At 55.4% G+C, this 26,491-nt stretch carries 24 protein-coding genes; 19 read left to right on the top strand and 5 right to left on the bottom strand.

All coding sequences use genetic code 11. The features are described 5' to 3' along the window. Positions 1–11 precede the first annotated feature (11 nt). Both FAES_RS07430 and FAES_RS07425 read right to left on the bottom strand, forming a co-directional pair. Positions 12–3,113, bottom strand: coding sequence for a SusC/RagA family TonB-linked outer membrane protein (locus FAES_RS07430; protein WP_015330587.1), 3,102 nt, complete (start codon positions 3,111–3,113; stop codon positions 12–14). Positions 3,114–3,475: 362 nt separating this feature from the next. After that, entirely contained in the window at positions 3,476–4,522 is a 1,047-nt protein-coding gene (locus tag FAES_RS07425) for an isoaspartyl peptidase/L-asparaginase family protein (protein WP_015330586.1), read from the bottom strand. Between the two features lie 646 nt (positions 4,523–5,168). Here FAES_RS07425 and FAES_RS07420 point away from each other — a divergent pair. The 6 genes from FAES_RS07420 to FAES_RS07395 all read left to right on the top strand — a co-directional run bounded on the left by FAES_RS07420 (position 5,169) and on the right by FAES_RS07395 (position 12,132). After that, complete coding sequence (locus FAES_RS07420; protein WP_015330584.1) at positions 5,169–5,714, top strand: hypothetical protein; 546 nt, start codon at positions 5,169–5,171, stop codon at positions 5,712–5,714. Between the two features lie 465 nt (positions 5,715–6,179). Beyond that, positions 6,180–6,740 carry a carboxymuconolactone decarboxylase family protein gene (locus tag FAES_RS07415; RefSeq protein WP_015330583.1) on the top strand — a complete coding sequence of 187 codons (561 nt, stop codon included), beginning with the start codon at positions 6,180–6,182 and terminating at the stop codon, positions 6,738–6,740. 43 nt (positions 6,741–6,783) lie between these two features. Then, positions 6,784–9,573: a TonB-dependent receptor gene (locus tag FAES_RS07410; protein WP_015330582.1), complete on the top strand. Its 2,790-nt coding sequence runs from the start codon at positions 6,784–6,786 to the stop codon at positions 9,571–9,573. Positions 9,574–9,631: 58 nt separating this feature from the next. Further along, the gene (locus FAES_RS07405) at positions 9,632–10,897 is read left to right on the top strand and encodes an MFS transporter (RefSeq protein ID WP_229364438.1); all 1,266 of its coding nucleotides are present in this window, start codon (positions 9,632–9,634) and stop codon (positions 10,895–10,897) included. A 14-nt stretch (positions 10,898–10,911) separates the two neighbouring features. Then, positions 10,912–11,475, top strand: coding sequence for a carboxymuconolactone decarboxylase family protein (locus FAES_RS07400; protein ID WP_015330580.1), 564 nt, complete (start codon positions 10,912–10,914; stop codon positions 11,473–11,475). A gap of 99 nt (positions 11,476–11,574) precedes the next feature. Continuing rightward, positions 11,575–12,132, top strand: coding sequence for a carboxymuconolactone decarboxylase family protein (locus tag FAES_RS07395; RefSeq protein WP_015330579.1), 558 nt, complete (start codon positions 11,575–11,577; stop codon positions 12,130–12,132). Positions 12,133–12,217: 85 nt separating this feature from the next. Here the strand turns inward: FAES_RS07395 and FAES_RS07390 are convergent, their stop codons facing one another. After that, positions 12,218–12,667, bottom strand: coding sequence for a DUF2147 domain-containing protein (locus FAES_RS07390; protein ID WP_041257640.1), 450 nt, complete (start codon positions 12,665–12,667; stop codon positions 12,218–12,220). A gap of 102 nt (positions 12,668–12,769) precedes the next feature. On the opposite strand from FAES_RS07390, the gene FAES_RS07385 reads away from it, so the two are divergent. The 8 genes from FAES_RS07385 to FAES_RS07350 all read left to right on the top strand — a co-directional run bounded on the left by FAES_RS07385 (position 12,770) and on the right by FAES_RS07350 (position 19,494). Then, a complete protein-coding gene (locus tag FAES_RS07385; RefSeq protein WP_015330577.1) occupies positions 12,770–13,213 on the top strand; it encodes an SRPBCC family protein in 444 nt (147 codons plus the stop codon). Between the two features lie 86 nt (positions 13,214–13,299). Further along, on the top strand, positions 13,300–13,716 hold the full coding sequence (locus tag FAES_RS07380; protein ID WP_015330576.1) for an RDD family protein: 417 nt from the start codon (positions 13,300–13,302) through the stop codon (positions 13,714–13,716). Positions 13,717–13,919: 203 nt separating this feature from the next. Beyond that, entirely contained in the window at positions 13,920–14,834 is a 915-nt protein-coding gene (locus tag FAES_RS07375; protein ID WP_015330575.1) for an ABC transporter ATP-binding protein, read from the top strand. A 15-nt stretch (positions 14,835–14,849) separates the two neighbouring features. After that, positions 14,850–16,175, top strand: coding sequence for an ABC transporter permease (locus FAES_RS07370; RefSeq protein WP_015330574.1), 1,326 nt, complete (start codon positions 14,850–14,852; stop codon positions 16,173–16,175). 116 nt (positions 16,176–16,291) lie between these two features. After that, a complete protein-coding gene (locus FAES_RS07365; RefSeq protein ID WP_015330573.1) occupies positions 16,292–16,528 on the top strand; it encodes a 4a-hydroxytetrahydrobiopterin dehydratase in 237 nt (78 codons plus the stop codon). Positions 16,529–16,613: 85 nt separating this feature from the next. Continuing rightward, entirely contained in the window at positions 16,614–17,375 is a 762-nt protein-coding gene (gene rsmI / locus FAES_RS07360) for a 16S rRNA (cytidine(1402)-2'-O)-methyltransferase (protein WP_015330572.1), read from the top strand. Continuing rightward, on the top strand, positions 17,347–18,609 hold the full coding sequence (locus tag FAES_RS07355) for a lipoprotein N-acyltransferase Lnb domain-containing protein (protein WP_041257639.1): 1,263 nt from the start codon (positions 17,347–17,349) through the stop codon (positions 18,607–18,609). The genes rsmI and FAES_RS07355 overlap by 29 nt, the downstream gene beginning before the upstream one ends. 57 nt (positions 18,610–18,666) lie before the next feature. Next, positions 18,667–19,494, top strand: a complete 828-nt coding sequence (locus FAES_RS07350) for an inositol monophosphatase family protein (protein WP_015330570.1) — start codon at positions 18,667–18,669, stop codon at positions 19,492–19,494. Here the strand turns inward: FAES_RS07350 and FAES_RS07345 are convergent. Continuing rightward, a complete protein-coding gene (locus tag FAES_RS07345; RefSeq protein ID WP_015330569.1) occupies positions 19,462–20,028 on the bottom strand; it encodes an AAA family ATPase in 567 nt (188 codons plus the stop codon). The genes FAES_RS07350 and FAES_RS07345 overlap by 33 nt on opposite strands. 140 nt (positions 20,029–20,168) lie before the next feature. Here FAES_RS07345 and FAES_RS07340 point away from each other — a divergent pair, with 140 nt between their 5' ends. Continuing rightward, entirely contained in the window at positions 20,169–20,651 is a 483-nt protein-coding gene (locus FAES_RS07340; protein WP_015330568.1) for a GAF domain-containing protein, read from the top strand. 95 nt (positions 20,652–20,746) lie between these two features. Beyond that, positions 20,747–21,142: a lipocalin-like domain-containing protein gene (locus FAES_RS07335; protein ID WP_041257638.1), complete on the top strand. Its 396-nt coding sequence runs from the start codon at positions 20,747–20,749 to the stop codon at positions 21,140–21,142. A 114-nt stretch (positions 21,143–21,256) separates the two neighbouring features. On the opposite strand, the gene FAES_RS07330 is transcribed toward FAES_RS07335, so the two are convergent. Further along, positions 21,257–21,949: a sulfite oxidase-like oxidoreductase gene (locus FAES_RS07330; RefSeq protein ID WP_015330567.1), complete on the bottom strand. Its 693-nt coding sequence runs from the start codon at positions 21,947–21,949 to the stop codon at positions 21,257–21,259. Between the two features lie 186 nt (positions 21,950–22,135). On the opposite strand from FAES_RS07330, the gene surE reads away from it, so the two are divergent. The 3 genes from surE (at position 22,136) to FAES_RS07315 (ending at position 26,481) form a co-directional block, all read left to right on the top strand. Continuing rightward, positions 22,136–22,939 carry a 5'/3'-nucleotidase SurE gene (gene surE, locus FAES_RS07325; protein WP_015330566.1) on the top strand — a complete coding sequence of 268 codons (804 nt, stop codon included), beginning with the start codon at positions 22,136–22,138 and terminating at the stop codon, positions 22,937–22,939. Positions 22,940–23,041: 102 nt separating this feature from the next. After that, positions 23,042–24,616: a GH3 family acyl-acid amido synthetase gene (locus FAES_RS07320; protein WP_015330565.1), complete on the top strand. Its 1,575-nt coding sequence runs from the start codon at positions 23,042–23,044 to the stop codon at positions 24,614–24,616. Between the two features lie 92 nt (positions 24,617–24,708). Next, positions 24,709–26,481, top strand: a complete 1,773-nt coding sequence (locus tag FAES_RS07315) for a S1 family peptidase (protein ID WP_015330564.1) — start codon at positions 24,709–24,711, stop codon at positions 26,479–26,481. Positions 26,482–26,491: the final 10 nt, after the last annotated feature.

Here is a 26,491-nt window from a genome sequence, read left to right as displayed (position 1 = left end):
GAGGGTGCCTCTTATTTAAACTTGATGTTTACGTTGACGCCGTAGTTCCGCACCGACGGGAGGTTCCCCCCTTCAATGCCTGAGTAGCGGAGGTTAGCGCCAAACGAAGCCTCTGGATCGATGTTGTCGGTCTTCTTCATGAAGTAGAAGAGGTTACGCGCTACCAGCGAGACATTGATGCCCCGGATCAGCGGCAGTTTTTCGAGCAGGCGAGGCGGCAGGTTGTAACCGAAGGTGATCTGGCGCATCTTGATGAAATCACCATTTTCTACGCTCACTTTCGTTACGTTGTTGGCCAGTGCCGTGTAGTAATCCTGCGCCGATGCCTTCACCGTGTTGGGGTTGCCGTCGCTCGTTACACCGGTTGTGATACCACCTTCGCGGCCAACCAGCGTTTCCTTGTGCAGACCGCGACGGTAGGCGTAGTTCTCGGTGGCCGACAGAATTTTGTTGCCGTAGTTGTAATCCACCAGGAACGACAGGTTGAAGTTGCCGAGCAGGAAGTCGTTGTTCCAGCCACCGTAGAGCGTGGGCAGTACCGTACCCAGGTTGATGAGGTCGCCCCGTACCGGCAGGCCCGATGCATCGACGACGATCTGGCCATTGGTACCGTACTTGTAATCATACGCCCGGATCTGCGGTCCCGATTCGCCCACCACAAATGCCGTAATGGCGTTGCCCAGCGTGGCCCGGTTTGAACCAAGACTAATCGGGTTATTGGCCGCGTCAGTTTGCAGAATTTTGTTACGTACCGATGTCAGGTTAAGCGACGAGTTCCAGGTCAGGCCCGCCTTCTTGATGGGCGTACCGTTGATCTGAATTTCTACCCCTGTGTTCTGCGTCGAGCCCGTTCCTACTACGCCGCGCGTATAGCCCGTTGCCCAGCTATAGTTGGCGGGCATGATCTCGTTCTGCGTCTTCTGAGTATAATACGCAATGTCGAAGCCCAGACGGCTACCGAAGAAGCGCAGTTCCAGACCCAATTCGATCTCGCTCTTCGTGAAGGGCTTCAGGAACAGGTTGGGCAGTTCTTCGCTGAAGTTACCCGTAGCGGTACCGTTGATGGCATTACCAACGCCGTAATACACACTCGTCCCGTAGGCACTGGTGGGCTCACCGCTGGTTACGGCGTAGGCCGCCCGCAGTTTACCAAAGCTCAGTTGCGGCACGCGCAGGAAGTCGTGGAAGATGAACGCACCCGTTACCGACGGTGTGAAGATGCTCCGGTTGGCGCTGGGCAGCGTTGAATACGTATCATAACGGCCCGTCGTGCTCAGGTTCAGGAAGCCTTTGTAGCCCAGGTCTACGTTGTAGTAAGCTGATTGCACCTCGGTGTTAGCCACTTCGTAGTTCCGGCCGAAGTTCACTACGTTGTTCCAGCTGTACAGATAAGGCAGTACAAAAGGACTACCGCTTACGCCGACTTTTTCGTATTGGTTCTTCCGAACGTTGCCACCAAGCAAGGCATCAATCGTGAAGTCAGGCGTGATTGCTTTGTTGATACCAACCAAGGCGTCCACGTTCAACTCCGTCCGTTGAGCGTTCGACAGTTCGTCGAGGCCCCCCTTGGTACCATTCGAGAAGGCCGTTCCCCAGGGCGTTACTTTGAAGATCCGGTCGTTGGCGTTGTCGTAGCCGATCCGAGCCTGCGCGTAAATCCAGTTGGCGAACTGGTATTTCGTCGAAGCCATTGAGATCAGGCGCTTCCGATCAACGTTGTTCACGAACTGGCTCGTTACGAAGTAGGGGTTCGTCACGTATTCATCGTCGCTGAAGATAATCTCCCGCCCCGTTACCGGATCATAACCCGGCGCCAGAATCCGCTGATCGATGTTAGTCGCCAGTAGCAAACCGTTGTTGGCGTTCAAGGGCGCATCACTCAGGTTAGGCTTGTTCTTTACGCGCTCGTCGATGTAGTTGGCCAGCACGCTGAAGCTCAGCTTCGAGGTGATGTTCTGATCCACCGTCAGGTTGATCGTCTTCCGGGTCAGGCCGCTGTTCTCGATAATGGCTTTGTTGTCGAGGTTCGACAGCGACAGGCGGAACGACCCGTTATCGCCCCCTTTGGTCACGGACACCGTGTTGGTGAAGTTTGACCCCGTTTTGTAGAAGTTCTTGATGTTGTCGCGCTGTGCCGTGTATGGGTACATTTTGCCATCGAACTGGATGGTGCTGCTACCGTCCAGTTTACTACCCCAGCTCATGCGGCCCGTTTGCTGCGCCAGTGCCTGTGTCGTCGGTTTGGCACCCTGGAGCCCCTGCCCGTATTCATACTGAAAATCAGTGAAGTTAACCGGGCTATCGGCCGTCAGGTTCATGTTGTATTCAACCGCAAAATCACCCTTACGGCCCCGCTTGGTCGTTACCAGAATAACGCCGTTTGACGCACGGGCACCGTACAGTGCCGATGCCGACTGGCCTTTCAGCACTGTCATCGTTTCGATGTCGTCCGGGTTAAGGTTACCCAGGCCGTCGCCACCATCGGCACCGCCCCACTCACCCGCGCTCCCGCGCTGCGTGTTGTCCATCGGCACGCCGTTGATCACAATCAGCGGCGAACCGGCTGAGTTCATGCTGGGCATACCCCGCATCAGGATCTTAGCTGTACCGCCGGGGCCACTGCTCGTGCCTTTCACATTCAGACCTGCCACGCGGCCCGCCAGTGAGTTACCGATGTTGGTTTCACGAGCTTTGGTAAACTGAGCGGCATCGACGGTTGTCACGGCGTAACCAACCTTGCGGGCATCTTTCGATACGCCCAGTGCCGTCACGACCACTTCGTTCAGGGTGGCGTCGCCGGGCAGCAGTTGCACGTTAATTACCGTTTGTGTACCCACGGTGATCTCCTGCCGAGTGTAGCCAATGTACGAAATCACCAGCACGGCGTCATTCTGCGGTACGTTGATCCGATAGCTACCGTCGGCGCCCGTGTTGGTCCCCCGCACGGTTCCCTTGATGCTAACCGTAGCACCTGCCAGGCCATTTCCTTTTTCGTCTGTCACGACGCCGGTGATTTCCCGGTCGGCTGCCAGAAGGGGTACTAGCCCTACGACTAACCACGCTCCCACCAGGAGCAAACCTTTCAGAAAGGCTTTTCGTAATCTTTGTTCCATACGCTATGCTTGAAGAGTAGCTGTAAGATGTACTTAGTATGAACTGGCCTTTTGTTAGCCAACCCTTTTGGCAAATATATTTCGAGTTTTTAAAATTTTTTAATAAATTAACAATGCAGGCGATTAATTTTAAAAATATTCTCCCCCTGCGCAGCTGAAAAGCCTTCTTTTCAGCTGGCAAACAGCACCTCCTACATCTACTTTGAGTAGTTACCGAATAGGTTTAAGTAAATAAGTTTATTGGCCTCAGCGGATCGATTGGTGCAAAAACAACTAGCCATGAGTCAGGTTGGTTGAGCAACCCAAGTCATGGCTAGTCAGGACAGCATCGCCCCGTTTGTATGATTAGTCCCCGAAATGGACTACATGTAATTCTCGGCCTGATAGACCTTGTGCTCGATCGTAGCTGTGGTCAGCGTGTAGGAAAACCCTTTCTGCACCGAGAAGGCCCCGATTTCGCCCTGTTTGTTCACGGCGATGAAGCCCACCTGAAAATCTTTGGCCCGCGCCGGGTCGCGCTTCACGATGCGTTCGATCGCCCGCTGGCAGGCTTCTTTCGGCGATAGCCCGTGGCGCATAGCCTCCACGATGGTGTGAGCACCGCACATCCGGATCACCTCCTCGCCCTGCCCCGATCCGGTTACAGCACCTACTTCATTGTCGACGTACAGACCCGGCCCAATCAGCGGAGAATCGCCAATGCGGCCACGCATCTTGAACGCCATACCGCTGGTGGTACACATGCCCGACAGGTTGCCCGCCGCGTCGAGGGCTACGGTACCCATCGTGTCGTGGTTGAAGCTCCCATCGTCGAAATAGTTGGGGCTGAACTGCGTTGGGTCGTAGGGACCCCGGCCTCGTTGCGGCGTCGATTTCGTGTTCTCGATGTTGATCACCGGCTTGTATTCCGATTTCTTCAGCCACTCGCGGTAGGCTTTCTCAGCATCGGCCGAGAGTTTGGCGGGTTCGAGGGCAAAGCCATTGGCGACGGCAAACTGCTGGGCGCCACTCCCCACCAGCATCACGTGCGGGGTGGTTTCCATCACCTTACGGGCCACCGAAATTGGGTGTTTGATCCGTTCCAGGAACGCCACCGACCCGCAGTTGAACCGGTCGTCCATGATGCAGGCATCGAGTGTGACAAAGCCATCGCGATCGGGATTGCCGTCGAGGCCGACGCAGCAACTGGGTTCATTTTCGATGGCGATTCCGGCCTGTTCGACCGCGTCGATGGCCCGCCCGTTGGCTTTCAGGGTGGCCCAAGCCGCTTTGTTGGCCGTTACGCCACTATCCCAGGTCGAGATCACGACGGGGCGTTGCGGAGCCGGGGCGTTGGCGGCCCAAAGGTTAGTCCAGGAAAGGCTGGGCAGCATGGCCCCTAAGCGGAGAAATCGACGGCGCGATGGCATTGCGTAACGGTTTGTGAGGTGACAGAATCAGGTTGAGTGGCTAAAAATAGAAAAAAGCAGGGGCCGTAGCGCCATTGGTGATGACCATAACTTTTACACCGAATCAAGATGAGTCACCAGTTGCGCTATGAAGAACGGTACCCCTTACGCCTCTCGACCAATAAATGATCGCTGGCACAACTGGGCCGCTATCATGCCGCGGCGACCATTCCTTTGTTCGATCTCAATCAGCATATAACAGGCTGGTAGGGTGCACTATCAAACGAAGCGTTCTTTTGTTTTTCAGGAGCGAATAAACAGCCCGATCAGCTCAAAAATGCGTTTTAGGGCGAAAACTGGCGCTACACCGGGGTTGGCTACAACACAGGCAACTGGGGAAGAATTGAGTTAGGCTATCGGTAACAGGATCTGATTCGCAATCCGGCCAAGGAACATCGCAACCTGCATGTACTTCAGATCGAATGGTCGATCAACTTTAGCCTCGACGAGCTAGTGGCCTGGCTGCGAACGCCGCCTTTCTGAGCAATTGGCGTAACAATTGCTTTTTTCAACAAAAAGAGCCCGCTTTAACCCACATTTTGCTTTAGTTGTTCTATTTTTCCACGATTAATTTCAACTTAGTCGTCATTTAGCGATCTGTTTAACCATGAAACGCCTGCTGAGTCTTAGCTTACTGGCCTTACTGCTCTACCATACGCTGGCAACGGTATGGGTGGCGGTTGGCGTCTGGTGGCAGGATCAGCACGACCTGACCAAACAGCTGACGGTGTATTCCTCGGTGGATAGCATGGTCGAGTTTCAGGTTGTTTTGGGTGCCGGTCAAGCTCAGCAACTAGTTGAACAGACCACAAAGGATGGCTTTGCCTACCACGGCAAGTTCTACGATGTGATTAGTGTTGACCTCAGCGGCGACACTCTACGCATCGCCGGCATGGAAAATAAGACCGCCGGTTTCTGGCAGCAGGACCTGCTCTCGTTTGTCAAAAAAACAATCAGTACCGCCAGCGGTGATGATACGCATCGCAAGGCGGGGCACTGGCTAAAATTGCTGCTCAAAGAATATCAGTTGGCCGACCGGCTGATTTTGTCGCCTTCCCTCCTATCCTGGCTGGTCGATGTCCGCATTGCCGACACTTCTCTGCCAATTCTCGCCCGCTATCTGGCGGTGCTCGCTCCACCTCCGCGTGGCTGATTGAGTTTTACTGTTTTGTTGTTCTCGGGCCGCTAGCACGTAGTCAGGTACGTACCTGATGCTGTTCTGCGCTGCTCAGGATTCTTGATCAATCAGTCAATCAACTCAATTCGTCCAGGTCTGCTCCAGGGCGCCCAGCTAATCGGGCGTCGTTGTTCCGGCTAGTTGATGGTCGATGCAGGTACGTTCCCGCCTTCTTCCGGTGTGTGTTATGCTTGTGCGATAACACCATTCGGAGGCTGATGAGGCATGCGTTTACTGCCGGCCGATTTAAATCGCTATTGCGCTAACAGCAGCCAACGTACCTGGCAGGGCTTGGACTATTCCCTTCCATGAACACCTTCTTGTTATCCAATTTACGCTGCCATACAGCGTACCATACGCTCCTGCCCGGGGGTGAATCGCAGCCCTCAAGAAGTCTCTTTTCGGTATATAACAACCTGGTTACTAAATCATTTTGACGCTATGCCGCACATTCCACTTCCTGATCACCTGCCGGGTATTACGGGCCTGCTTGAATATCGCCTGGATACGGCCGCGCCGATTCGTACACTGACGCAACTACTCCTACGTGGCGAGTCGACGCTGACCGAAGGCGAACGCGAATTAATTGCCGCGCTGGTATCGTCGCGCAACTGCACTAATTTCTGCAACGCCGCCCACACAAAAGCCGCCGATCTGTTGCTGGGCGAGGCCGAAACGGCTCGCGCGGTAAAGGATGATATCGAAACGGCACCCGTGAGCGAAAAGCTGAAAGCCCTGCTTCAGATTGCCGCCCTTACCCAACAGTCGGGACGTGCGGTGTCGCCAGAAGCCGTTGAGCGGGCGCGTGTCGCCGGGGCCACCGACCGCGAGATTCACGATACCGTGCTGATTGCGGCCCTGTTCTGTCTGTACAACAAGTACGTGGATGGGCTGGCCACCGTAACGCCAACCGACCCGGCGTATTATCAGACGCTGGGCGATCGCATCACGGGGCGTGGGTACGTTCGACCACCGGGTGGTTATCCCACACCAGCGAAGTAAATGCGCCCTGAAAACAGGGAAACCACTTTTTACGCTAACAATCATGAAATTTATATACACAGTCATCGCTCTGGCGATGATGCTTACTCTTTCATTGCCTACACGAGCCCAATCGCGGCGCATAACGGGCATAATCCGCGATAGCCAGGGACAGCCGTTACCGGGTGCATCGGTTGCGATTAAAGGCCAACTGGCTGGCGTGACGACCGACGGCGACGGCCGTTTTTCGCTTAATGTCAATCAGAAAGGGTCGCTGGTACTGGCCATCTCGATGATCGGACACGAGCGGCAGGATCTGACCGTTGGCACAGATGGCCAGCTGGTAGAGGTACGTCTGGCAGCGATGACGAGCCAACTCGACGAAGTAGTGGTGGGCGCTTCGCGCGTGGAAGAACGCCTGCTCAGGGCGCCCGTTACGGTGGAGAAAATGGATGTCCGAGCCATTCGAGAAACGCCATCAGCATCGTTCTACGAAGGCATCAATAACCTCAAGGGGGTCGATATGGTCACCAGCGGGCTGACCTACCGGCAGATTAACACACGCGGTTTTGCGAGCACGGGCAACAGCCGGTTTCTACAGCTTATCGACGGCATCGACAACCAGCCCGCTGGGTTTGGGTTTTCGGTGGGGAACATGTTCGGACTGAGCGACCTCGACGCCGAAAGCGTTGAATTGGTACCGGGTGCGGCGTCGGCCCTTTATGGCCCGGCGGCGTTCAACGGCGTGTTGCTGATGACCAGCAAAGACCCGTTCCGTAATCAGGGCCTCAGCGTGCAATCGAAGGTGGGGGTTAATCACCTGGGCGATGCGAATACCGGCGCGGCAATCTATACCGACCATGCTATTCGTTACGCCAAAGCCTTCGGGTCTAAGTTTGCGTTCAAGCTCAATGCCTCGTACATGGCTGGTTTAGATTGGTTTGCTACCGATTATTCCGACGTAAATCAGACGACATCACCCGAACTACGCGGCGCTAACAATCCGGCCCGGAATGCGCTCAATATTTATGGCGATGAAGTGGTTCGGACACTGCCGGGCATTGGGCAGGTATCGCGAACGGGATACGAAGAAAAAGACCTGACCGACTACAACGTCTATAGCCTGAAACTGAACGGGGCGCTTCACTATCGGATTACGCCCAAACTCGAGGCCATCTACGCGTACAATTTCGCCAAAGGAACAGCCAATTACACGGGCTCTAACCGGTTCTCGGTCAACGGCTTTTCGCTCATTCAGCACCGGATCGAACTGCGGGGCAGCAACTTCTTCGTACGCTGGTATAGCAATGCCGAAGATTCGCACGACTCCTTCAACACGCGGTCGCTGGGGCAGCAGATCAACCGGGCCTGGGTACGTGATCTGAACGGCAACGTGGTCTCGCCCGACAAGGCTGATCAGACCTGGTTCGATCGGTACGCCGCCGCTTTCGCTGGCAGCATTCCGTCAGTGGGTGCCAATAACCAGACAGCAGCCCGTGCCTTTGCCGATCAGGGTCGGCTGCTGCCAGGTACGTCGGAATACGAAGCGCAGAAAAGCAGGCTGATCGGCATTCAGGGGCTGGCAGGGGCCGGGATTTTGAGCCAGACGAGCATGTGGCACGCGGATGGCCAGTATAACCTGACACCGGCACTGAAGAACGTGGCGGAGGTACTGATTGGTGGTAATTACCGGCAATACAGCCTGTTTACCAACGGAACCTTATTCGACGATAAAGGCGGTCGCATTCTGTACAATGAGTTCGGCGCATTCATGCAGGTGAGTAAAACGCTGCTCGCCGACCGACTGAAACTGACCGTTTCGGGACGGTACGACAAGAATCAGAACTTCGCGGGCTATTTCACGCCACGGGCGGCGGCGGTGTTCTCCGCCACAGATCGACACCATTTCCGGGCCAGCTACCAGACGGGCTTCCGCAACCCAACGCCTTCTGACCAGTTCATCAAACTGAACGTCGGGCCGATCACAATTCTGGGCGGGGCACCGAGCAACAGTGCGGGCATGAACGTGTATGAAAATTCATATACTGCCAGCAGTGCCAACCTGTTTGGAGCTGGTTTCGGGGCCGATGTCAGTAAGGTAGGTCCGCAACAGGCGGTACTCAACAACAAAGACAAGCTGCAAAAATCGGCGGTGCCCTACATCGCGCCCGAGCGCGTAAACAGTGTTGAAGTAGGGTATCGTGGTGTGCTCACTAGCAACCTTTCGGTTGACGCCAATTACTATTATGGTGTCTATAACAACTTCATTCTGAACACCGTTGTGCTGCGCCCAGACAGCCCCGTGTTGGGCAGCGACGGCAAACCCAACCCCGCCGCCGCGCAGGATATTCTGAGTGGTCGGGTACAGGCGTTTCAACTGTATACCAACGCACCCGACAAAGTTTCGGCGCAGGGCGCAACGCTGGGCCTGAACTTCCGCACGCCGGGCGGCTATCTGCTGAGCGGGAATGGCAGCTGGTCGGCGTTCAATCTCCGTAACGCCGACCCGAACAACGTAGCGGCGTTCAACACGCCCCGCCTGAAAACCAACGTAACGTTTGGCCACCGGAATGTAACGTCTAATCGGGCCGGCGCCGCGCTTGGTTTCAACGTGGCCTGGCACTGGCAGGAAGCCTTCGACTGGGTAGGTTCATTTAACGCCCTAATTCCGGGTCGAGTACCGGCCTATCACCTGCTCGATGCACAGGTCAACTACCGGGTGCCATCGCTGAAAACAGTGTTTAAGCTGGGCGCATCGAACCTCACCAACCAATACGTTGTGCAAGCCTACGGATCACCCGCCGTTGGTGGTTTGTATTACCTCTCGCTCACGTTCGATCAAGGGGTTAAATAGAACAAAAAACCACCACTAATCAACTGATTACCAGTAGCATCCCTCTACTAACATGGTTATGACTATTGAATCAACCAACATCGAAGCCGATCGGCTGACGGCCAATTGGCTCGCCTTTGGCCTCTGTGCACTCTCGTATCTGCTTGGCGGGACGGCCTCTACGCTTATGGCCTCGTTTTTACCCGTCGTGGTGCCCGAACTGCTGGGTACTAAAGCCGGTACGGCCGAACTGGGCGATATCGGGGCGTACATCAGCGCCGCTTTTCTCTACGGCTGGATGACGGGCGGGCTTGTTTTCGGCTTCGTTAGCGACCGCATTGGCCGATCGCGAGCGGTGGCTTTTGCGACAGCCCTATATGGCATCGCTATGCTGGCTACTACCGTGGTACCCAACTGGCCGGTCCTCTTGCTGTGCCGTTTCCTGACGGGCGCGGGCGTTGGTGGCGTGTTGCTACTCACGACGGTCTACATTTCTGAGATTTGGCCCGCCCGCAATCGGGCGGTGGTGCTGGGTATACTGGCGGTCATGTTTCCGGTTGGCATCGTGGCCACGGGTGGGCTGAACGTGGGGCAGGTGACCTGGCGGCAGGCCTTTGGACTCGGCCATGTTCCAGTGCTGGTTGCTTTCGTGATGCTATTTCGTTTACCCGAATCGGTGAGTTGGCAGCGTGAGCAGCAGGGTCGGCACCAGTTGGCCCACCAAGCCTGGACAGCAGGCACTCAGGCGAACCTGATCACGGGTGTACTCGTCTTTGGCGCTGTGCTCATTGGGCTCTGGGGTACGTTCTCCTGGATTCCCACCTGGGTGCAGACCTTATTGCCACCGGGTCAAACGGGGGCGCGAGAGCGGGGCCTGACCATGATGCTGCTCGGTATGGGCGGCATTGTTGGTGGGATGCTCTCGGGCCTGTTGATCAACCAGTTCGGTTCACGCCGAACCCTGTTAATGACCTTCGTGGGTTGTGCGGGCGGCTGTGGTCTGCTCTTCCTGACTAACCGCCAATTCTCACCACTCATTTATGCCGAAACGGCCTTCGTCGCCTTGTTTTTTGGCATTAGTCAGGGAGCGTTATCCAGCATTATTCCGGCGCTCTTTCCGGTTCATATCCGCGCTACAGCGGCGGGCATCAGCTTTAATATCGGACGATTCTTCACCGCTACTGCCGTGTTTTTTGTCGGGACGATGGTAGCTGGGCTGGGTGGTTTCGGAAATGCCCTGCTCGTGTTTTCGATGGCTTTTCTGATCGCCCTGCTTACGGTCTGGGTACGTTACAAACCATTTGACAAACAGCCTATTGCCAAGTCAACATCTGTTCACAGCTAACTCGTTACGAAACAATGCCTCACATTCAACTCAGTAATGACGCGCCGGGTATCCGGAGCCTGGCTATGTACCGGCCCGATACCGGTCAGCCGCTTTACGAACTGGCCCAGGCGCTGCTGCGCGCTGGTTCACCCGACAGCACACTCATGGACGCCGATCGCGAGCTGATTGCCGCTTTCGTATCGAGCCGAAACTGCACCGACTTCTGCATGAACAGCCACGCCGCAGCCGCTCGTTTTCTGTATGGCGACCAGGCATCTATTGTCGATCAGGTGCTTCGTTCGCCTGACACGGCGGCTATTTCGCCGAAGCTTCGTGCCCTACTGGCCGTTGCTGATCACGTACAGGCTGATGCCCGAACGGTTAGCACCGAGCTGGTCGAAGCAGCCCGAACGCTGGGCGCGACGGATGGCGACATTCACGACACGGTGCTGATTGCCGCTTCTTTCTGCATGTATAATCGCTACGTCGACGGGTTGGCAACTTTAACCCCCACCGACCCGGCGGCGTATGCGGCGATGGGTGAGCGGATGGGTACGTTGGGGTACGTGTTACCCACCCCTGTAAAACTGCAGTAAGCTAACTCTGATCTTCACTCCTTACCATAGGTTAGTAGTTTGTATCCCCCAGTCTGGTTATGGCTGGGGGCATCTTGACTACCGCGCCAACTCAAAACAATGCCCCATATCGACTTACCAGCCGGAATACCCGGCATTCGCGGGCCGATGGCCTTTAGCCCCGAAACAGCTCGCCCGCTGAACGAACTCGCCAACTGGCTGCTTCGTACCAATGCCTACCACCCGGCATCTACGCTGAGCGAAGGCGAACGCGAATTAATCGCGACCTACGTGTCCTCGCAAAACGACTGCTTCTTTTGCCAAACCATCCACGGCGCCGTCGCCAGCCATCACCTCGGCGATGAGGACTGGAGTTTGGTGCAATCTGTGAAACGAGATTACGCAAACGCCTGCGTTTCCGAAAAGCTCAAAGCGCTGCTTATGGTAGCGGGCAGTGTACAGCAGGGGGGCCGGTCCGTAACCGCCGAACAGATCGAGGCAGCCCGCTCCGAAGGGGCTACCGACCGCGATATCCATGATACCGTGCTGATTGCGGCGGCCTTCTGCATGTATAATCGGTACGTCGACGGGCTGGGTACGTTGGCGCCCGTCAATGATCCTGACTTCTACCGCAACCGGGCAGCGCTTGTTGTTCAGAACGGGTACGCGGCGTCCTGATTGCTTATCGCTTAAAACCAGAAAGGCCCACAACGGAGCATTATTCTCGTTGTGGGCCTTTCTGGTTTTTATGAGCTGAATGGGCCTACTTGATTCGTGTCCAGGTCTGCGTTTTACCGATGGCCCGAATCCCCACGTACCCACGCACATAGAGCGAGTTAGGGTCATTGAGTTTCATGTAGCAGCTATACGTTTTGCCGTCTTCGGGATTGTAGATTTTCCCATCTTCCCACTGGTCGTCGCCGTCGAACACAAAGTCCTGCATAATGTTCAGATTAAGCAGGGGACGGCTTTTTAGTTTGCCATCGGGGTTTTTCGAGTCAACTTTAGGCTTTCCGGTGGCGGGGTCGTTGGGCTCCGACAGCCAGATCAGCTTGCCGTAATATTTGTTGGCTTGTTTGTAAATCTGAATGTGGCCTTTCTTAGTGCCGTTGAGCCACGTACCCAGCACGGCATCGGGATTCTCAGCCGATTTGAAAGCCGTGGTCAGGAAGGTAACCAGCAGTAAGGGTAAGATGAAGCGCTTGCCGTTCATGCGTTGTGTAATGGTTGGTTTAAATATGATTTTAACAAGAAAGCAAAGATACAGCACTAAGACAAGATTCACACCGCAAGGATTAATTAGAACGAGATTAGGATGACAATCACCATTCGTACTGCCGTCGATCAACCCATCGACCGAGTTTGGGCCGGGTTCAACCGCGCCCTGTTTGATCGGCTCAGCCCACCCTTTCCGCCCGTCAGGGTACTGCGCTTCGACGGCTGCCTCACCGGCGACGTGGTATCGCTTGAACTGAATTTTCTGCTCTTCAAACAAACCTGGACCAGCGACATCGTCGACCAGCAAACCACGCCCGACGAAATCTACTTCGTCGATCAGGGGGTGAAGCTCCCTTTCTTCCTGCGCGCCTGGCACCACAAGCACCGCCTGATCCGGCAAGGCAGCGGCACCGTGATCGCCGACGAAATCACCTACCAGACGCCCAATCGCCTGTTTGATTACCTGATGTACCCGCTGATGTGGGCGCAGTTTGTCTACCGAAAACCCATTTATAAACAGACATTTAGCCGTTTAAAATAAAAACTCGGATAGCTATTGTCTACGGTCTGGAAGGTTGATAACTTGTTCACGCAAGTTATTCATAAACCTAAACGTTCTCCGCTTCCATGGAACCTGTTTCGTATTCGTCACCATCTGTCCTTTCCCGCGAAAAAGCCAGCCCCATTATTCGCTTCGTTGCTATTTTTATCGATGGCCTCGTTGGGTACGTTCCGCTGCTCGTGCTTTCGTTCATATCGTATAAGCTGGCAACTCTGGGGTATCTTGTTTACATCGCTTACCTCCTGACCCGCGACAGCCTGCCTTTCCTGAACGGGCAAAGTGTTGGCAAAAAACTGATGGGCATTAAGGTCATTAAGGAAGATACCGGTGCCAGCATCATGGGCGACTACGGCACGGGCGTGGTCCGGGCCATCCCGCAAATCATTCCGCTACTCAACCTGGTCGATGCGCTCGTGATCTTCCGCGACAACTCGAAACGGTTTGGCGACGAGTGGGCCAAAACGATTGTCGTGAAAGCCTAGCCGGTCCGTTTCTATAAAAAGAAAGCACAACGCCCAACGGGCAAAGTAACCGATGCGAGCCTCGTTTGCGTCGGCCAACTTTATCCGTTGGGCGTTGTGCTTTCTTTTTGCCGATGGTGGATGAAAAAGCCCATTCTCCCCTTTGCCACAGCGGGGACTGCCCCAGCCGGTGTATCTTTGGTTATTAACCGAACCATGGCTGTATGACGATCCTGGAAACCCGCCATATTACTAAACAGTACGCCGAACACCGGGCGCTTGACGATGTCAGCGTTAGTATCCCTAAAGGACAGATTTTCGGGCTATTAGGCCCCAACGGCGCGGGCAAAACATCGCTCATCCGCATCATCAACCAGATTACCGGCCCCGATGGCGGCGAAGTCCTATTCGACGGCAAAGCCCTTGGCCCAGAGCACATTCGGCGCATCGGCTACCTGCCCGAAGAGCGTGGTCTGTACAAAAAGATGAAGGTAGGCGAGCAGTTGCTCTACCTGGCCAAGCTGAAGGGGCTGAGCGAGCGGGAGGCGATGGACAAGCTCAAAATCTGGTTTGAGAAGTTCGATATCAAGACCTGGTGGAGCAAGAGCGTCGAAGATCTCTCGAAAGGTATGCAGCAGAAAGTGCAGTTTGTGGCGACGGTGCTGCATCAGCCCGACCTGCTGATTCTGGACGAACCTTTTTCGGGTTTCGACCCCATCAACGCCAACCTGATCCGCGACGAAATCCTGGAGTTGAAGCAGCAGGGCACCACGATTATCTTCTCGACGCACCGCATGGATACGGTGGAAGAACTCTGCGACCACATCGCTTTGATTCACCGCTCGAAGAAAGTGCTCGACGGCCCCAAACTGGCCATCAAGAATCAGTTCAAAACGCATACGTACCGGTTTGAATACCAGGGCAATCTGGGCGAGCTACCCCCTGCCTTCGCGGCAGTGCCCGCTGGCCAGACCGACGATGGGTTTAGCCGCGTCGACATCAAGATTCCGCCCGATGCATCGGTCAACGACCTGATCCGCCTGCTACTCGACCGGGTACAGGTACGTAGCTTCGGCGAAAATATTCCCAGCATGAACGACATCTTTATCAAAGCCGTCGGCGAGGTGCCAACCACCTGACCAAACTAACCGTCTATGAACATTATCCTTACGATCATCAAGCGCGAGTATCTGGTTCGCGTCCGGAAGAAATCGTTTATCGTCATGACCCTGCTGGCACCGCTGCTGATGGCGGCCTTCTACGGGGCGATTGGCTGGGCAGCGGTCGGCTCGATTTCGCAGAAAAAAGTGGCCATCGTCGACCAGAACGGGCAGTTTAAAGGGCAGTTCAAGAACAACGACGAAACGGCCTACGTGTACCCCACCGAATCGCTCGCCAGCGCCAAAGCCAGCCTGGCCAACAAAGGGTACGACGCCCTGGTGGTCATTCCCGCCGACGTGATCGAGCAGCCCAAGACGGTGCAGATCTTTTCGAACAAGAGCGTCAGCCTGAGTATGCAATCGAACATCGAATCGGCTATTTCGAAGCGGATCGAGCGGATCAAGCTCAGCGCGGCGGGTATTACGCAACAGGTCATCGAAGACGCCAAGGTGAATGTCGACGCCACGACGATCAACCTGAGCGATCAGGGCGAAAAAAACACGAATTCGATCATCACCACGGTCATTGGCGGTTTCTGCGCCTTCCTGATTTACCTCTCGGTGTTTATCTACGGCGCCCAGGTGATGCGGGGCGTGCTGGAGGAAAAGACCAACCGCATCATCGAGGTCATTATCTCATCGGTGAAGCCGTTTCAGCTTATGATGGGCAAGATTGTGGGCGTTGGATTGGTCGGTCTTACGCAGTTTCTGCTCTGGATTTTGCTCACCATCGGTGTGATTTCGGCGGGCACGGCCATTCTGGGGGCTAAATACACCCGCGACGCCGCCAAAGCCCGCACATCGATGGCGATGGGGCCGGGACAGGCCGACGTGCAGCGCAAAATGGAAAACAGCAAGAACCCCGTTGCCGAACTGACCGCCGCCCTCGACACACTCAACGTGCCGCTGATTGTGTTCTGCTTTATCTTCTACTTCCTGGGCGGCTACCTGCTCTACAGTTCGCTGTTCGGGGCGATTGGGGCGGCTGTCGACAGCGAGACCGAGACGCAGCAGTTCATGTTCCCGATCACGATCCCGATTATCGCGTCGATTGCGCTGGCGCAGTTTATCGTTCGCGATCCCGACGGCCCGCTGGCGTTCTGGATGTCGATGATCCCGTTTACGTCGCCCATCATCATGATGGTGCGCATTCCGTTTGGCGTACCGGTCTGGCAGCTTGTCCTATCGATGGCACTGCTCGTAGCAGGTTTTCTGGCCACTACCTGGCTCGCCGCCCGCATCTACCGCGTCGGCATCCTGATGTACGGCAAGAAACCGACCTACAAAGAACTCTCGAAGTGGATTTTTTATAAAGCGTAAATTGGTCATTTGCTGCGCGTCATTCATGGTCATTGACAGTCATTTATTGTTTGTCTCAATTAGCAATAAATGACTGTCAATGACCATGAATGACGCGCAGCAAATGACCCCAACTTATGTGGCAGGAAACCGATAATAAGCTCGTTCGGCAGTTTACGTTTGCCGATTTTACGGAGGCCTTTGCCTTCATGACGCGGGTGGCGCTGATCGCCGAGAAGATGGACCATCACCCCTTCTGGACTAACGTCTACAACCAAGTCACCATCGAACTCACGACCCACGACGCCGGTAACACCGTCACCGACAAAGACCGGGCGCTGGCGAAGGCGATAAACTCAATGTATAATGAATAATGTACGATGTATAATGGGTTAGATGGCGTACCGCTGATGCATCCCCATTGTACATCATGCATTATTCATTATACATTCTTTGTTCATGAAACTTTACCTCGTTCCTACGCCTATCGGCAATCTGGACGACATCACGTTGCGGGCCATTAAGGTGCTGCAAAGCGTGGATGGGATTCTGGCCGAGGACACCCGCACGACGGGCTTCCTGCTGAAGCACCTGGGCATCAACAAGCCGCTGCACAGCTACCACATGTTTAACGAGCACGGTAGCATTCAGAAGATTATCGCGCAGTTGAAGCAAGGCAAGACCCTGGCGCTGGTGTCGGATGCCGGCACGCCCGCCATCTCCGATCCCGGTTTTCTGCTGGTGCGCGAATGCCTCGATTTCGACGTACCTGTGGAGTGCCTGCCTGGCCCCACGGCGTTCGTACCGGCGCTCGTTAACTCGGGCCTGCCCAACGACCGCTTCACGTTTGAGGGGTTTTTGCCCCATAAAAAAGGTCGTCAGACGCGCCTTGAGGCGTTGGCTAACGAAAGCCGGACGATGATTTTCTACGAATCGCCGCACCGACTGCTGAAACTGCTTGAGCAACTTGCCGAGGTGTTTGGTCCCGACCGGCCCGCCAGTGTGTCGCGTGAGTTAACAAAGCTGTTTGAAGAGACCGTGCGGGGCAGTTTGTCGGAAATTGCGGCTTATTTTGCCGAAAAACCGATTAAAGGCGAAATCGTGGTGTGCGTAGGTGGCAAACCCGAAGCCAGCCGGTCGGAGAAGCGCAACAAGAAAGGGGATGATTATTACAAACAACGCCATACCGATAATGACGACGACGAGGAGCAGGACGACTAACCGGGTCAGGTACGTTCTTTTTGCCTTGAGTCTGGTGTTGGCAACCGTCGGTATCCGGCCGAAGGCACAGGCCCAAACGCTCTCGCCATCGGCCCGCGTCAGCCTGATCACGTACGGGCCGGGGCAGGATGATATTTCGTCGGTATTTGGCCATACCGAAATCCGGGTTTACGACCCGATGCTGGGCATCGACCGCGATTACAGCTACGGCGGTTTTGATTACAACGCCGATAATTTCGTCATCAAATTTCTGCGGGGTACGTTGCCTTATCACCTCTCATCGCACACGCTGAGTCAGGTGGTTTGGTATTACCAGCAAAACAACCGCAGCATCCGCGAGCAGGAGCTAAACCTCTCGGCACCACAGCGGCAACGGCTATTTACGGCATTGGAAACCAACCTGTTGCCGCAGAACCGCGAGTACCGCTACAAGTTTTACTACGACAACTGCGCCACGCGGCCCCGCGACATGATCGCCAACGCGATGGGTGATAGTCTGGTTTGGGCACCTACCGTGAAACAGCCGACCAAATCGTACCGCGCCTGGATGAACGATTACCTCACGCCCAAACCCTGGGAGCGACTGGGCATGAACCTCGCCATCGGCCGGCCTTCCGACAAGGTGACCACGGGTTGGGAAGCGATGTACCTGCCCAATAATGTGTTTGCCGAACTAGCCAAAGCGCAGGTACGCATGCCCAACGGGCAGTTGGTGCCGCTGGTAACCCAGACGCAGACGTTGTTTGCCGGCCAACCGCTGTTTAAGCCGACCCTGCCCATTGTACTCTATCCCGATTTTGTCTTCCTGATCGTCTTGATCGTGGTGGCTCTGTTTACGTGGCGGCACTGGAACACCGGAGTCCGGGCGGGCGAGCGGACTGGCCTCTGGCTCGATCGGCTTCTGTTTGGCATTGCTGGTGGCTGGGGCTGGTTTCTGTTCCTGCTTTGGTTTGCCACCGACCACGGTGTAACGACCTGGAACCCCACCCTGCTCTGGCTCATGCCCCTGCACCTGCCCGGTATTTTCTGGGCAACCTCGGCCAAACGGCATCCGTTTCAGACGGGTACATACTTCCGCATTACGGCGGCACTGCTGGTGCTATCGTTCTTTTTCCTCAACGCGCCGGGCTTTGCCGATACCCTGCTCGTGGGTACGTTGCTGGTGCGGGCGCTGTTCCGGTCGTGGGTACGTACCGGCAACGTCAGCCACCGTGCCGACGTCGTTCGGGTGTAGTTTCTTGTCACTTCAACGAAGGTCCTACTCCCCTTTTCGCTTTTTCTTTTCCTTCCAATGACATTTCCCGATCAATTCCGCCCCCGACTCAACGCCATTGCCCGGGAGGCCGGTGCCTTTTTGCTGGCTGAGCGCCAGAAATTCAGCCTTGACGCCATCGAATACAAAGGCTTGAACGACCTGGTGTCGTACGTCGATAAGGAGTGCGAGAAGATGCTGGTGCCGAAGCTGCACGCGCTGCTGCCCGAGGCGGGTTTCATCACCGAAGAAGGCACCACCGAACAAGCCGACCGCACCCTCGGAACGCCGACCGGACTCAACTGGATCATCGACCCGCTCGACGGCACGACCAACTTCATTCACGGCCTGCCCATTTATGCGGTGAGCATCGGGCTGGCGCAGGGCAGTCACCCCATCGCCGGTGTGGTCTATGACCCCAACCGCGACGAATGCTTCTCGGCTGTCGAGGGGCAGGGAGCGTGGCTGAGCGTGAACGGCGCGGACGAACAACCCATGCGTGTTTCACCCACGCAACGGCTGGCCGACAGCCTCATTGCCACCGGGTTCCCGTATTACCGCTTCGAGCAGATGCAGGCCTATTTGCAGATTCTGGAGCAGCTGATGCAACACACCCACGGCCTGCGCCGCATGGGGTCGGCCGCTATTGATCTGGCCTACGTGGCGGCGGGGCGATTCGAGGCGTTTTTCGAATACAACTTGAAGCCCTGGGACATGGCCGCGGGCATCTGTCTGGTCCGCGAAGCGGGCGGCATCGTCACCGACTTTAACGGCGGCGATACGACCCTGTTTGGCGGCGACGTCGTATCCGGTTGCGCCATTCAACCCGAGCTACTAGGCGTGATCGATACGATCTGGCGGCAATAAAGAGCTACCTATCTCCGGTTCCGAAGTGGTGGCAGTAGCCAGAAACTGTTCGATCTCGGCCTTGTTACGCAGGAAGTACACTCGTTTCTGATCGCTCAGGCTCAACAGCAGTTGTCGGGTACGTTCCACTTTGGTAGGGAATTGCCAGACAAAGCGCAGAAAACCCCAGTCGAGCCGTTCGGGGCAACCCGGCGCCTGATCGGGGCGGACGCGCCCGTAATACGACACGATTCGCCGGATGACCCGCCACAGGCACAGCCACCGCGGACACTCCAGCAGAATCAGCGTATCGGCGCGGTCAAGCCGGCCCGTCAGTTGCGACTCGGTCGTGTAATTGCCGTCGGTGATCCAGCACTCGGCGGCTATGGCTCTTGTGATGGCTTGTCGGAAGACGGCATCGGATGTAATCACCCAGCCGGGATTGAAATAATACCTATCCAGGTGAACGACGGGCAACCCTGTTTGGGCCGACAGCTTCCGCGCCAGCGTGCTTTTTCCCGAACCCGGCGACCCGAAAATGGCGATTCGTTTCATCGGTGCAAGTTACCCCGAGGAAGCCGAATTAAGCCCCGCCAGATTAGCCCTTGGGCCAACGAAAAGGCTACGACGCTGCACGTCGTGGCCTTTTCAGACTAAAGTTCAAAACTTTATGGGCGCGGGGCGCTTCTTCCTGTATGGATAAACAAACCGCCCAAGCCCTGCTGACCGCCACCGTCGAAGCGGTCGGTCGCCACCTCAACGCCGACCGCTGTTTTCTGTACGTTCGTCAGCCCAGCCAGCAGCACGGCCGCATCGCCTTCCAGTGGCGGCGCGCTACGACTATTCCCGACGTGATTCAGCCCGACTGGCAACCCGACACCATCGACCTACCCCAGGAAGATCCGCTTTTCCGCGCCGCGCTGACGCTCCAGCCCTCCGTATACGTACCTGACGTAGAAACGGCCGGACCCGACGTACTGAACCGCGATTTCGAGCACAACACGTTTGGGCATCGTGCTCTTATCCACGCCCACGTGCAGGCCGACGGACAACTCTGGGGCATTTTGCAGCCCTGCCTTTTCGGTCAGGCACGTACCTGGACGGCCGACGAGCGAGCCTACGTAGAGAAACAACTCCCCGGCCTGCTCGCGCCTATCCGGGCGTTTGTGGGAGAATAAACCCGAGCGCAAAGCAACCTACCAACTCCCCCAAAGGACCCGATTGGTTACTAGTTCGTTGATTAGCTATATTGCTTGACAAAAGCCAGTTAACGATGAAAAATAGCCTCTACATCGTATTGATCACGCTCTGCTTCGCTTGCAAAACGGATGATCCGCAAATTCAGCTATTAGTTGGTCAATGGCTCAAAACGGAGCGACTAGAGCAAACCTGGATTCCGCTATCTACAGCAGATAAGCAAACGCTTATTTTCAAGGCAGATGGAACTGTCGCTGGCACAGATCCCATTTTAGATGGCAATGAATGCAACTGGGCCCGCCAATACACGTATCAACCTTATACTGGTAGCAGACTTGTTTTTAAGTACAGCGAACCGGAATGCATTTCCATCTATTACCATCCAATTCCTGAATACCGGGTTGTCAGTCTCTCTGAAGACGCGCTAGTGATCAGCGTGAACCAGCAGTTGCTTAAGTACAAAAGGCAGTAACAATGGGCATCAATAAAGTCTGAACGCATGTGGACTTCCAACACGCTCAGGCAAACGGTTTACGCGACAGCGAGACAGATCAGACAACGATTAATGACCAATCTGCTTCACCCCTCAGCTATACCGGTCATTGCGCCAGGGGTAAGCCGTGTCTGAGTAACCGCGCTCTTCCCAGAATCCGAGCCGGTTACCGGCCATAAACTCGATCCGCTTGATCCACTTCGAGCCTTTCCAAGCATACAGCTGCGGCGTAATCATCCGCAACGGGCCACCATGTTCTTTGGTGAGCGGTTGGCCATCGGCGGTGTGTACCAGCAGGACGTCGGGCTTAAGGGCTTCTTCGAGCGAAATGTTCGTGGCATAGCCGTCGTAGCCATAGCACATCACGTGCGTAGCCGAGCCTTTGGGGTCGACGAGGGCGGCCAGGTCCATGAACCGCACGCCAACCCAAGGTACGTCGAGCCGAGACCAAGTCGTAACGCAGTGGAAATCGCTGGTGTCTTCCACCTGCGGCAGTGCCATCAGGTCATCCCATTTCAGCCGAACGGGGTTGTTTACTTCGCCGTCGATGTTTAGTTGCCATTTGTCGAGCGGAATCACGGGTTGGTAGCCCAGATCCAGCACCGGCCACTTTTGCGTAACCGTCTGCCCGATAGGCACTTGCGGCATTCCGTGCCGGTTGGTTGGCCCCTTGCCCCGTGGCTTCTCGTCGGCAACCGACGGCGTTTGGGCCATCTTGTCTTCAAACCGCCGTTTCAGCTTCATCCGAGCGTCTACGATCCGGTCTAGTTTCTCGTTCTCTTCCATGCTGGTATAACACAAAGGGCATCAAGAAAATCGCGTAGCAGTTCGCATTGCCAATTGCGGGCAGCTTGTGGGGATTTTCTTTTTGTTAAGAATACCGCAAGTAACGCCTTTGCGCCCTTTGCGGTAGAAACGTGTTTCAGGGTTCGCTTGTTCGGGTTGTACCTTTGTGCCACGAACAACTTCCTTATGAGCGAACAAAAACCGCCGGGCCGGTCCGACGCATCGGGCGCACCGCTGATTTTGATAACCAACGACGACGGCATCACCGCCCGAGGTATTGGCTTTCTGGTCGAATGCATGAGCGAACTGGGCACCGTGGTGGTCGTGGCACCCAACAGCCCTCAGTCGGGTATGGGCCATGCCATTACTATTTCGAGTCCGTTGCGGCTCTATCCATCAACGGTCTTTTCGGGCCTGCCAGCTTACGAGTGCTCAGGCACGCCCGCCGACTGCGTGAAGCTGGGTAAGCATTACGTACTGAAAGACCGCGCCCCCGATCTGGTGGTGAGCGGCGTCAACCACGGCAGCAACACGTCGGTCAGCGTATTGTATTCGGGCACCATGTCGGCGGCGATCGAAGCGGCCATCGAAGGCATTCCAGCGATTGGTTTTTCGCTCAACGATTTCAGCCGTGAGCCCGATTTCTCGCACATCCGCGACCACGTACAGGCTATTGCGCGCAACGTACTTGAGCGCGGCCTCCCGACGGGTGTGGCGCTGAACGTGAACTTCCCCGTGCGCGGCCCGGAGCCGCTGAAAGGCGTGAAAATCTGCCGGCAAGCCAATGCCAAATGGCACGAGATTTTCGATGAGCGCCGCGACCCGCACGGCCGCCGCTACTTCTGGCTCGACGGTGAGTTTGTCAATAATGACACCGGCACCGACACCGACGAATACGCCATCGCCAACAATTACGCGTCAATCGTTCCCTGCCAGTTTGACCTCACCGCCTACGGCGTCATGAAGGCGATGGAGGAGTGGAAGTTGTAATGTATAATGTATGATGCACAATGTACAATGGCTCCGCACTAGTCAGGTACGTTCCGTCGCATCCGCATTGTCCATTATTCATTGTACATTATACATTAAGAAATGGCAATCCTAGGCACACTCTTAAAACGCGGTATTCGGCTGACCAACGCGGTACAGCGGCGCAAGAAGTTAAACCCGTTTAAGGCGCAGAAAAAAACGCTGCTGCGGCTGGTTGAAAAAGCACGGCATACGCAGTTTGGGGCCAAATACGGGTTTGATGAGGTCCTGCGCGAAGGCCATTTTGGTGATCAGCGTGCGTTTTACGACGCCTACAAACGCCTGGTGCCGATCTACGACTACAACAAGATCTACGGCGAGTGGTGGCACCGGTCGCTCGCGGGCGAGAAGAACGTGACCTGGCCGGGGCGGGTGAAGTACTTCGCGCTCAGTTCAGGGACGTCGGAAGCCGCCTCGAAGTACATTCCCGTGACCAAGGCCATGAGCAAGGCCATTCAGAAGACGAGCATCCGCCAGATTCTGACGCTGGGTCAATACACGCACCTGCCCGCTTCGCTCTACGAAAAAGGATACCTGATGCTGGGTGGCAGCACGCAGCTCAACGCCCGCGAAGGCCATTTTGAAGGTGACCTGAGCGGCATCACGGCGAGCCAGATTCCGTTCTGGTTTCAGCGGTTCTACAAGCCTGGCCCGTCTATTGCCCGAGAGCGCGACTGGGGCACCAAGCTCGACGAGATTACGCAACAGGCTGCCGACTGGGACATTGGGTACGTGGTGGGCGTGCCGGCCTGGATCCAGTTGCTGATGGAAAAAATCATCGCGCACTACAAGGTCAAAACCATCCACGACATCTGGCCAAATCTGGCCGTTTTCTGCCACGGCGGCGTGTCGTTTGAACCCTACAAGCCGGGCTTCGAGAAGTTGCTGGCGCGGCCCATTACCTACATCGAGACGTACCTGGCCTCGGAGGGCTTCATCGCCTATCAGACGCACCCCGAGGCCGAGGGCATGCAACTGGTGCTGAACAACGGCATTTTCCACGAGTTCGTCCCTTTCACGGAAGCCAATTTCTCGGCTGATGGCGTGATGGTGGAAAACCCCCAGACGCTGATGATCGACGAGGTTGAGGAAGGAAAAGAATATGCCCTGTTGCTGTCGACTTGCTCGGGTACGTGGCGCTACCTGATTGGCGACACCATTCGGTTTGTCTCAAAAAAACGAGCCGAAATTGTCATCACGGGGCGCACCAAGCATTTCTTGAGCCTCTGCGGCGAGCACCTGTCCGTCGACAACATGAACAAAGCGGTGGAGCTATCGGCGCGGGAAATGCACCTCAACGTGCGCGAGTTTACCGTGGCGGGCATCAATCATGACCCGCTGTTTGCGCATCACTGGTACGTGGGTGTTGAAGGCGACGACGTGGACGCCGATCAACTCTGCAACCGCATCGACGCGCACCTGAAAGAATTAAACGACGACTACGCCACCGAACGGCAACACGCCCTGAAGAACGTTTTCCTGACGGTATTGCCAGCCCAGCGTTTCTACGACTGGATGGCCGCCAAAGGCAAGATGGGCGGTCAGCACAAATTTCCCCGCGTCCTGAAGAAAGAACAGATTAAGGAATGGGAGGCGTTTGTTGCAGCCGGAACGCCGTCTATTCACCCTGACAAATAGGTAGTTCGGTGTAAAAATCCGTGAAAAATCCCGGCAAAAAGTGAGCTGTAAGGTGAGTATGTTTGGCATGTAAGTCAGACCGTATCACCCCTATGTCTTCGCTCCACTCCCTTCGCCTGTCAACAGCCCAATGGTTCCTCTGGACGATTGGGCTGTTGTTGTTTTTAGCAATCAGTTATCTGTTACCTCACTGGCAGCTTTCCGTTGGTCGTTCAGCTACGACGTTGACGACCGGAGACATGACAACGCTCAGTTCGCTGCTTTACGAACCCAAGCCTACCTCAACAACGGCCACACCCCCTACTCCCCAGACAGCCACGGTTCCAGATAGCCAGCGACAACTTACCGACAGCCAACGTTTACGTGCTTACAGCTACATCGTAAACACGTACCCCATGTATCCGAGTGATGCGGATACCCTTCAAAACTGGATAAACCTGTTCAATCAGCCGGGTGCCCTGATGAGTGCCCTCAAAGAACATACCTTTCCGGTTCGCTCCTATTTTTGGCTGATGGGCGGATGGCTTTACTGGGAGGTCATCTTCTGGACTTGGTTTGGCCTGATTGCCAGCCTATTGTTCAGCGTATCTGAGGCATTACGTACCGATTCAAAGAGCTTTGACCAGTCTGAAGTCTGGACCCACATTGCCAAGTTTTTCTACGCGCCTCTCTGTTCAATCGCCATTTTTCTGGGATTAAGTCTGGCTATCACTGATCAGAAAGTGCTGGATATGGTCAAGTTTAGCCCCAATCAGATCCTGGTGGCCTTCATTCTGGGTTTCTTCTCAGGACGGGTGGTTGATCTGTTGCAACGCATCAAAAATGTGATTCTGCCAGATGGTAGCCTTACGCCCCCGGTCCCGTTGAATACGTCGGCAAACAGTTCGAGTACAACGGCAACGCTAGCGTTGCCGCAAATAGAAACGGCCATCCGACAGTATGGGCCGCTTTGGCAGCAAGCGTATCCGAACGTAACAGGCATAGCTGCTCAGCTTAAAACCACGGCAGGTCGCCCCACCGGTCAGGCAGCCATTGTGTTTGAAGTGAGCCAGAAACCGGCCAACTTGACTGTGGGCGCCATTCCGCCCTCGTTCACGGTCCCGCTAGCCAATGGACAATCGATCGACATACCTACTGATGTTGAAGAAGTGGGTATTACCCGATTTGGTTACCGTGAAGGTCAGGCCCGACGCAACAACCGGCTACCGACAGGAGTGGGGAGTAGCGTAGCAACCCGATCAACCTTAGCCGAACCCGAAAATTGGGGGACGTTAGGCCTACGGGTGCATGACAGTACCGGTGAGTATGTTCTGACTTGCTGCCACGTTTTATGCGGGCACCTTATCAACGACATGCCCTGGTTTTACGATTCGTCCGAGCACGGCCCCATCGATGTAGTGGTGCCTACCAATCATGATACGCAGCAAATCGGCACCGTCGTGAAGGCATCGTTCAACAGTAAAGAAGACTTTGCTCTGGTGCGTTTGATGACGCCCACAGATGTCGATAAAACACCGTTAGGGATGTCGATTCGCCTCACGGATACCGAGCCTCAGCCGAAGCTACATCAACTAGTGAATATGGTTGGTGCTTTCTCAAACGTTCAATCGGCCACGATTTCAGCGCTGTATCAGGAAGGGCAGTATGAAGACATTCCCAATCTAGTGCGTCCAGCCCGCATGGAAGGACTAATAAAAACGCAGCTTCTCTCCAACAAAGGGGATTCAGGGGCAGCGGTTTTCATACTTGATACGAACCAGAAAGCAAAGGTTATCGGCTTGCTCATCGCCAATAACGAAGTCGCCTCCTACATCCTTCCCGTTCATAATTACCTCCTTAACAACGGCCTTTTTCTGTCAGTTTAATAACCTACAC

The organism is Fibrella aestuarina BUZ 2, from assembly GCF_000331105.1.
Taxonomy (GTDB): Bacteria; Bacteroidota; Bacteroidia; order Cytophagales; family Spirosomataceae; genus Fibrella; species Fibrella aestuarina.
This window is presented reverse-complemented; position numbering and strand designations above follow the sequence as displayed.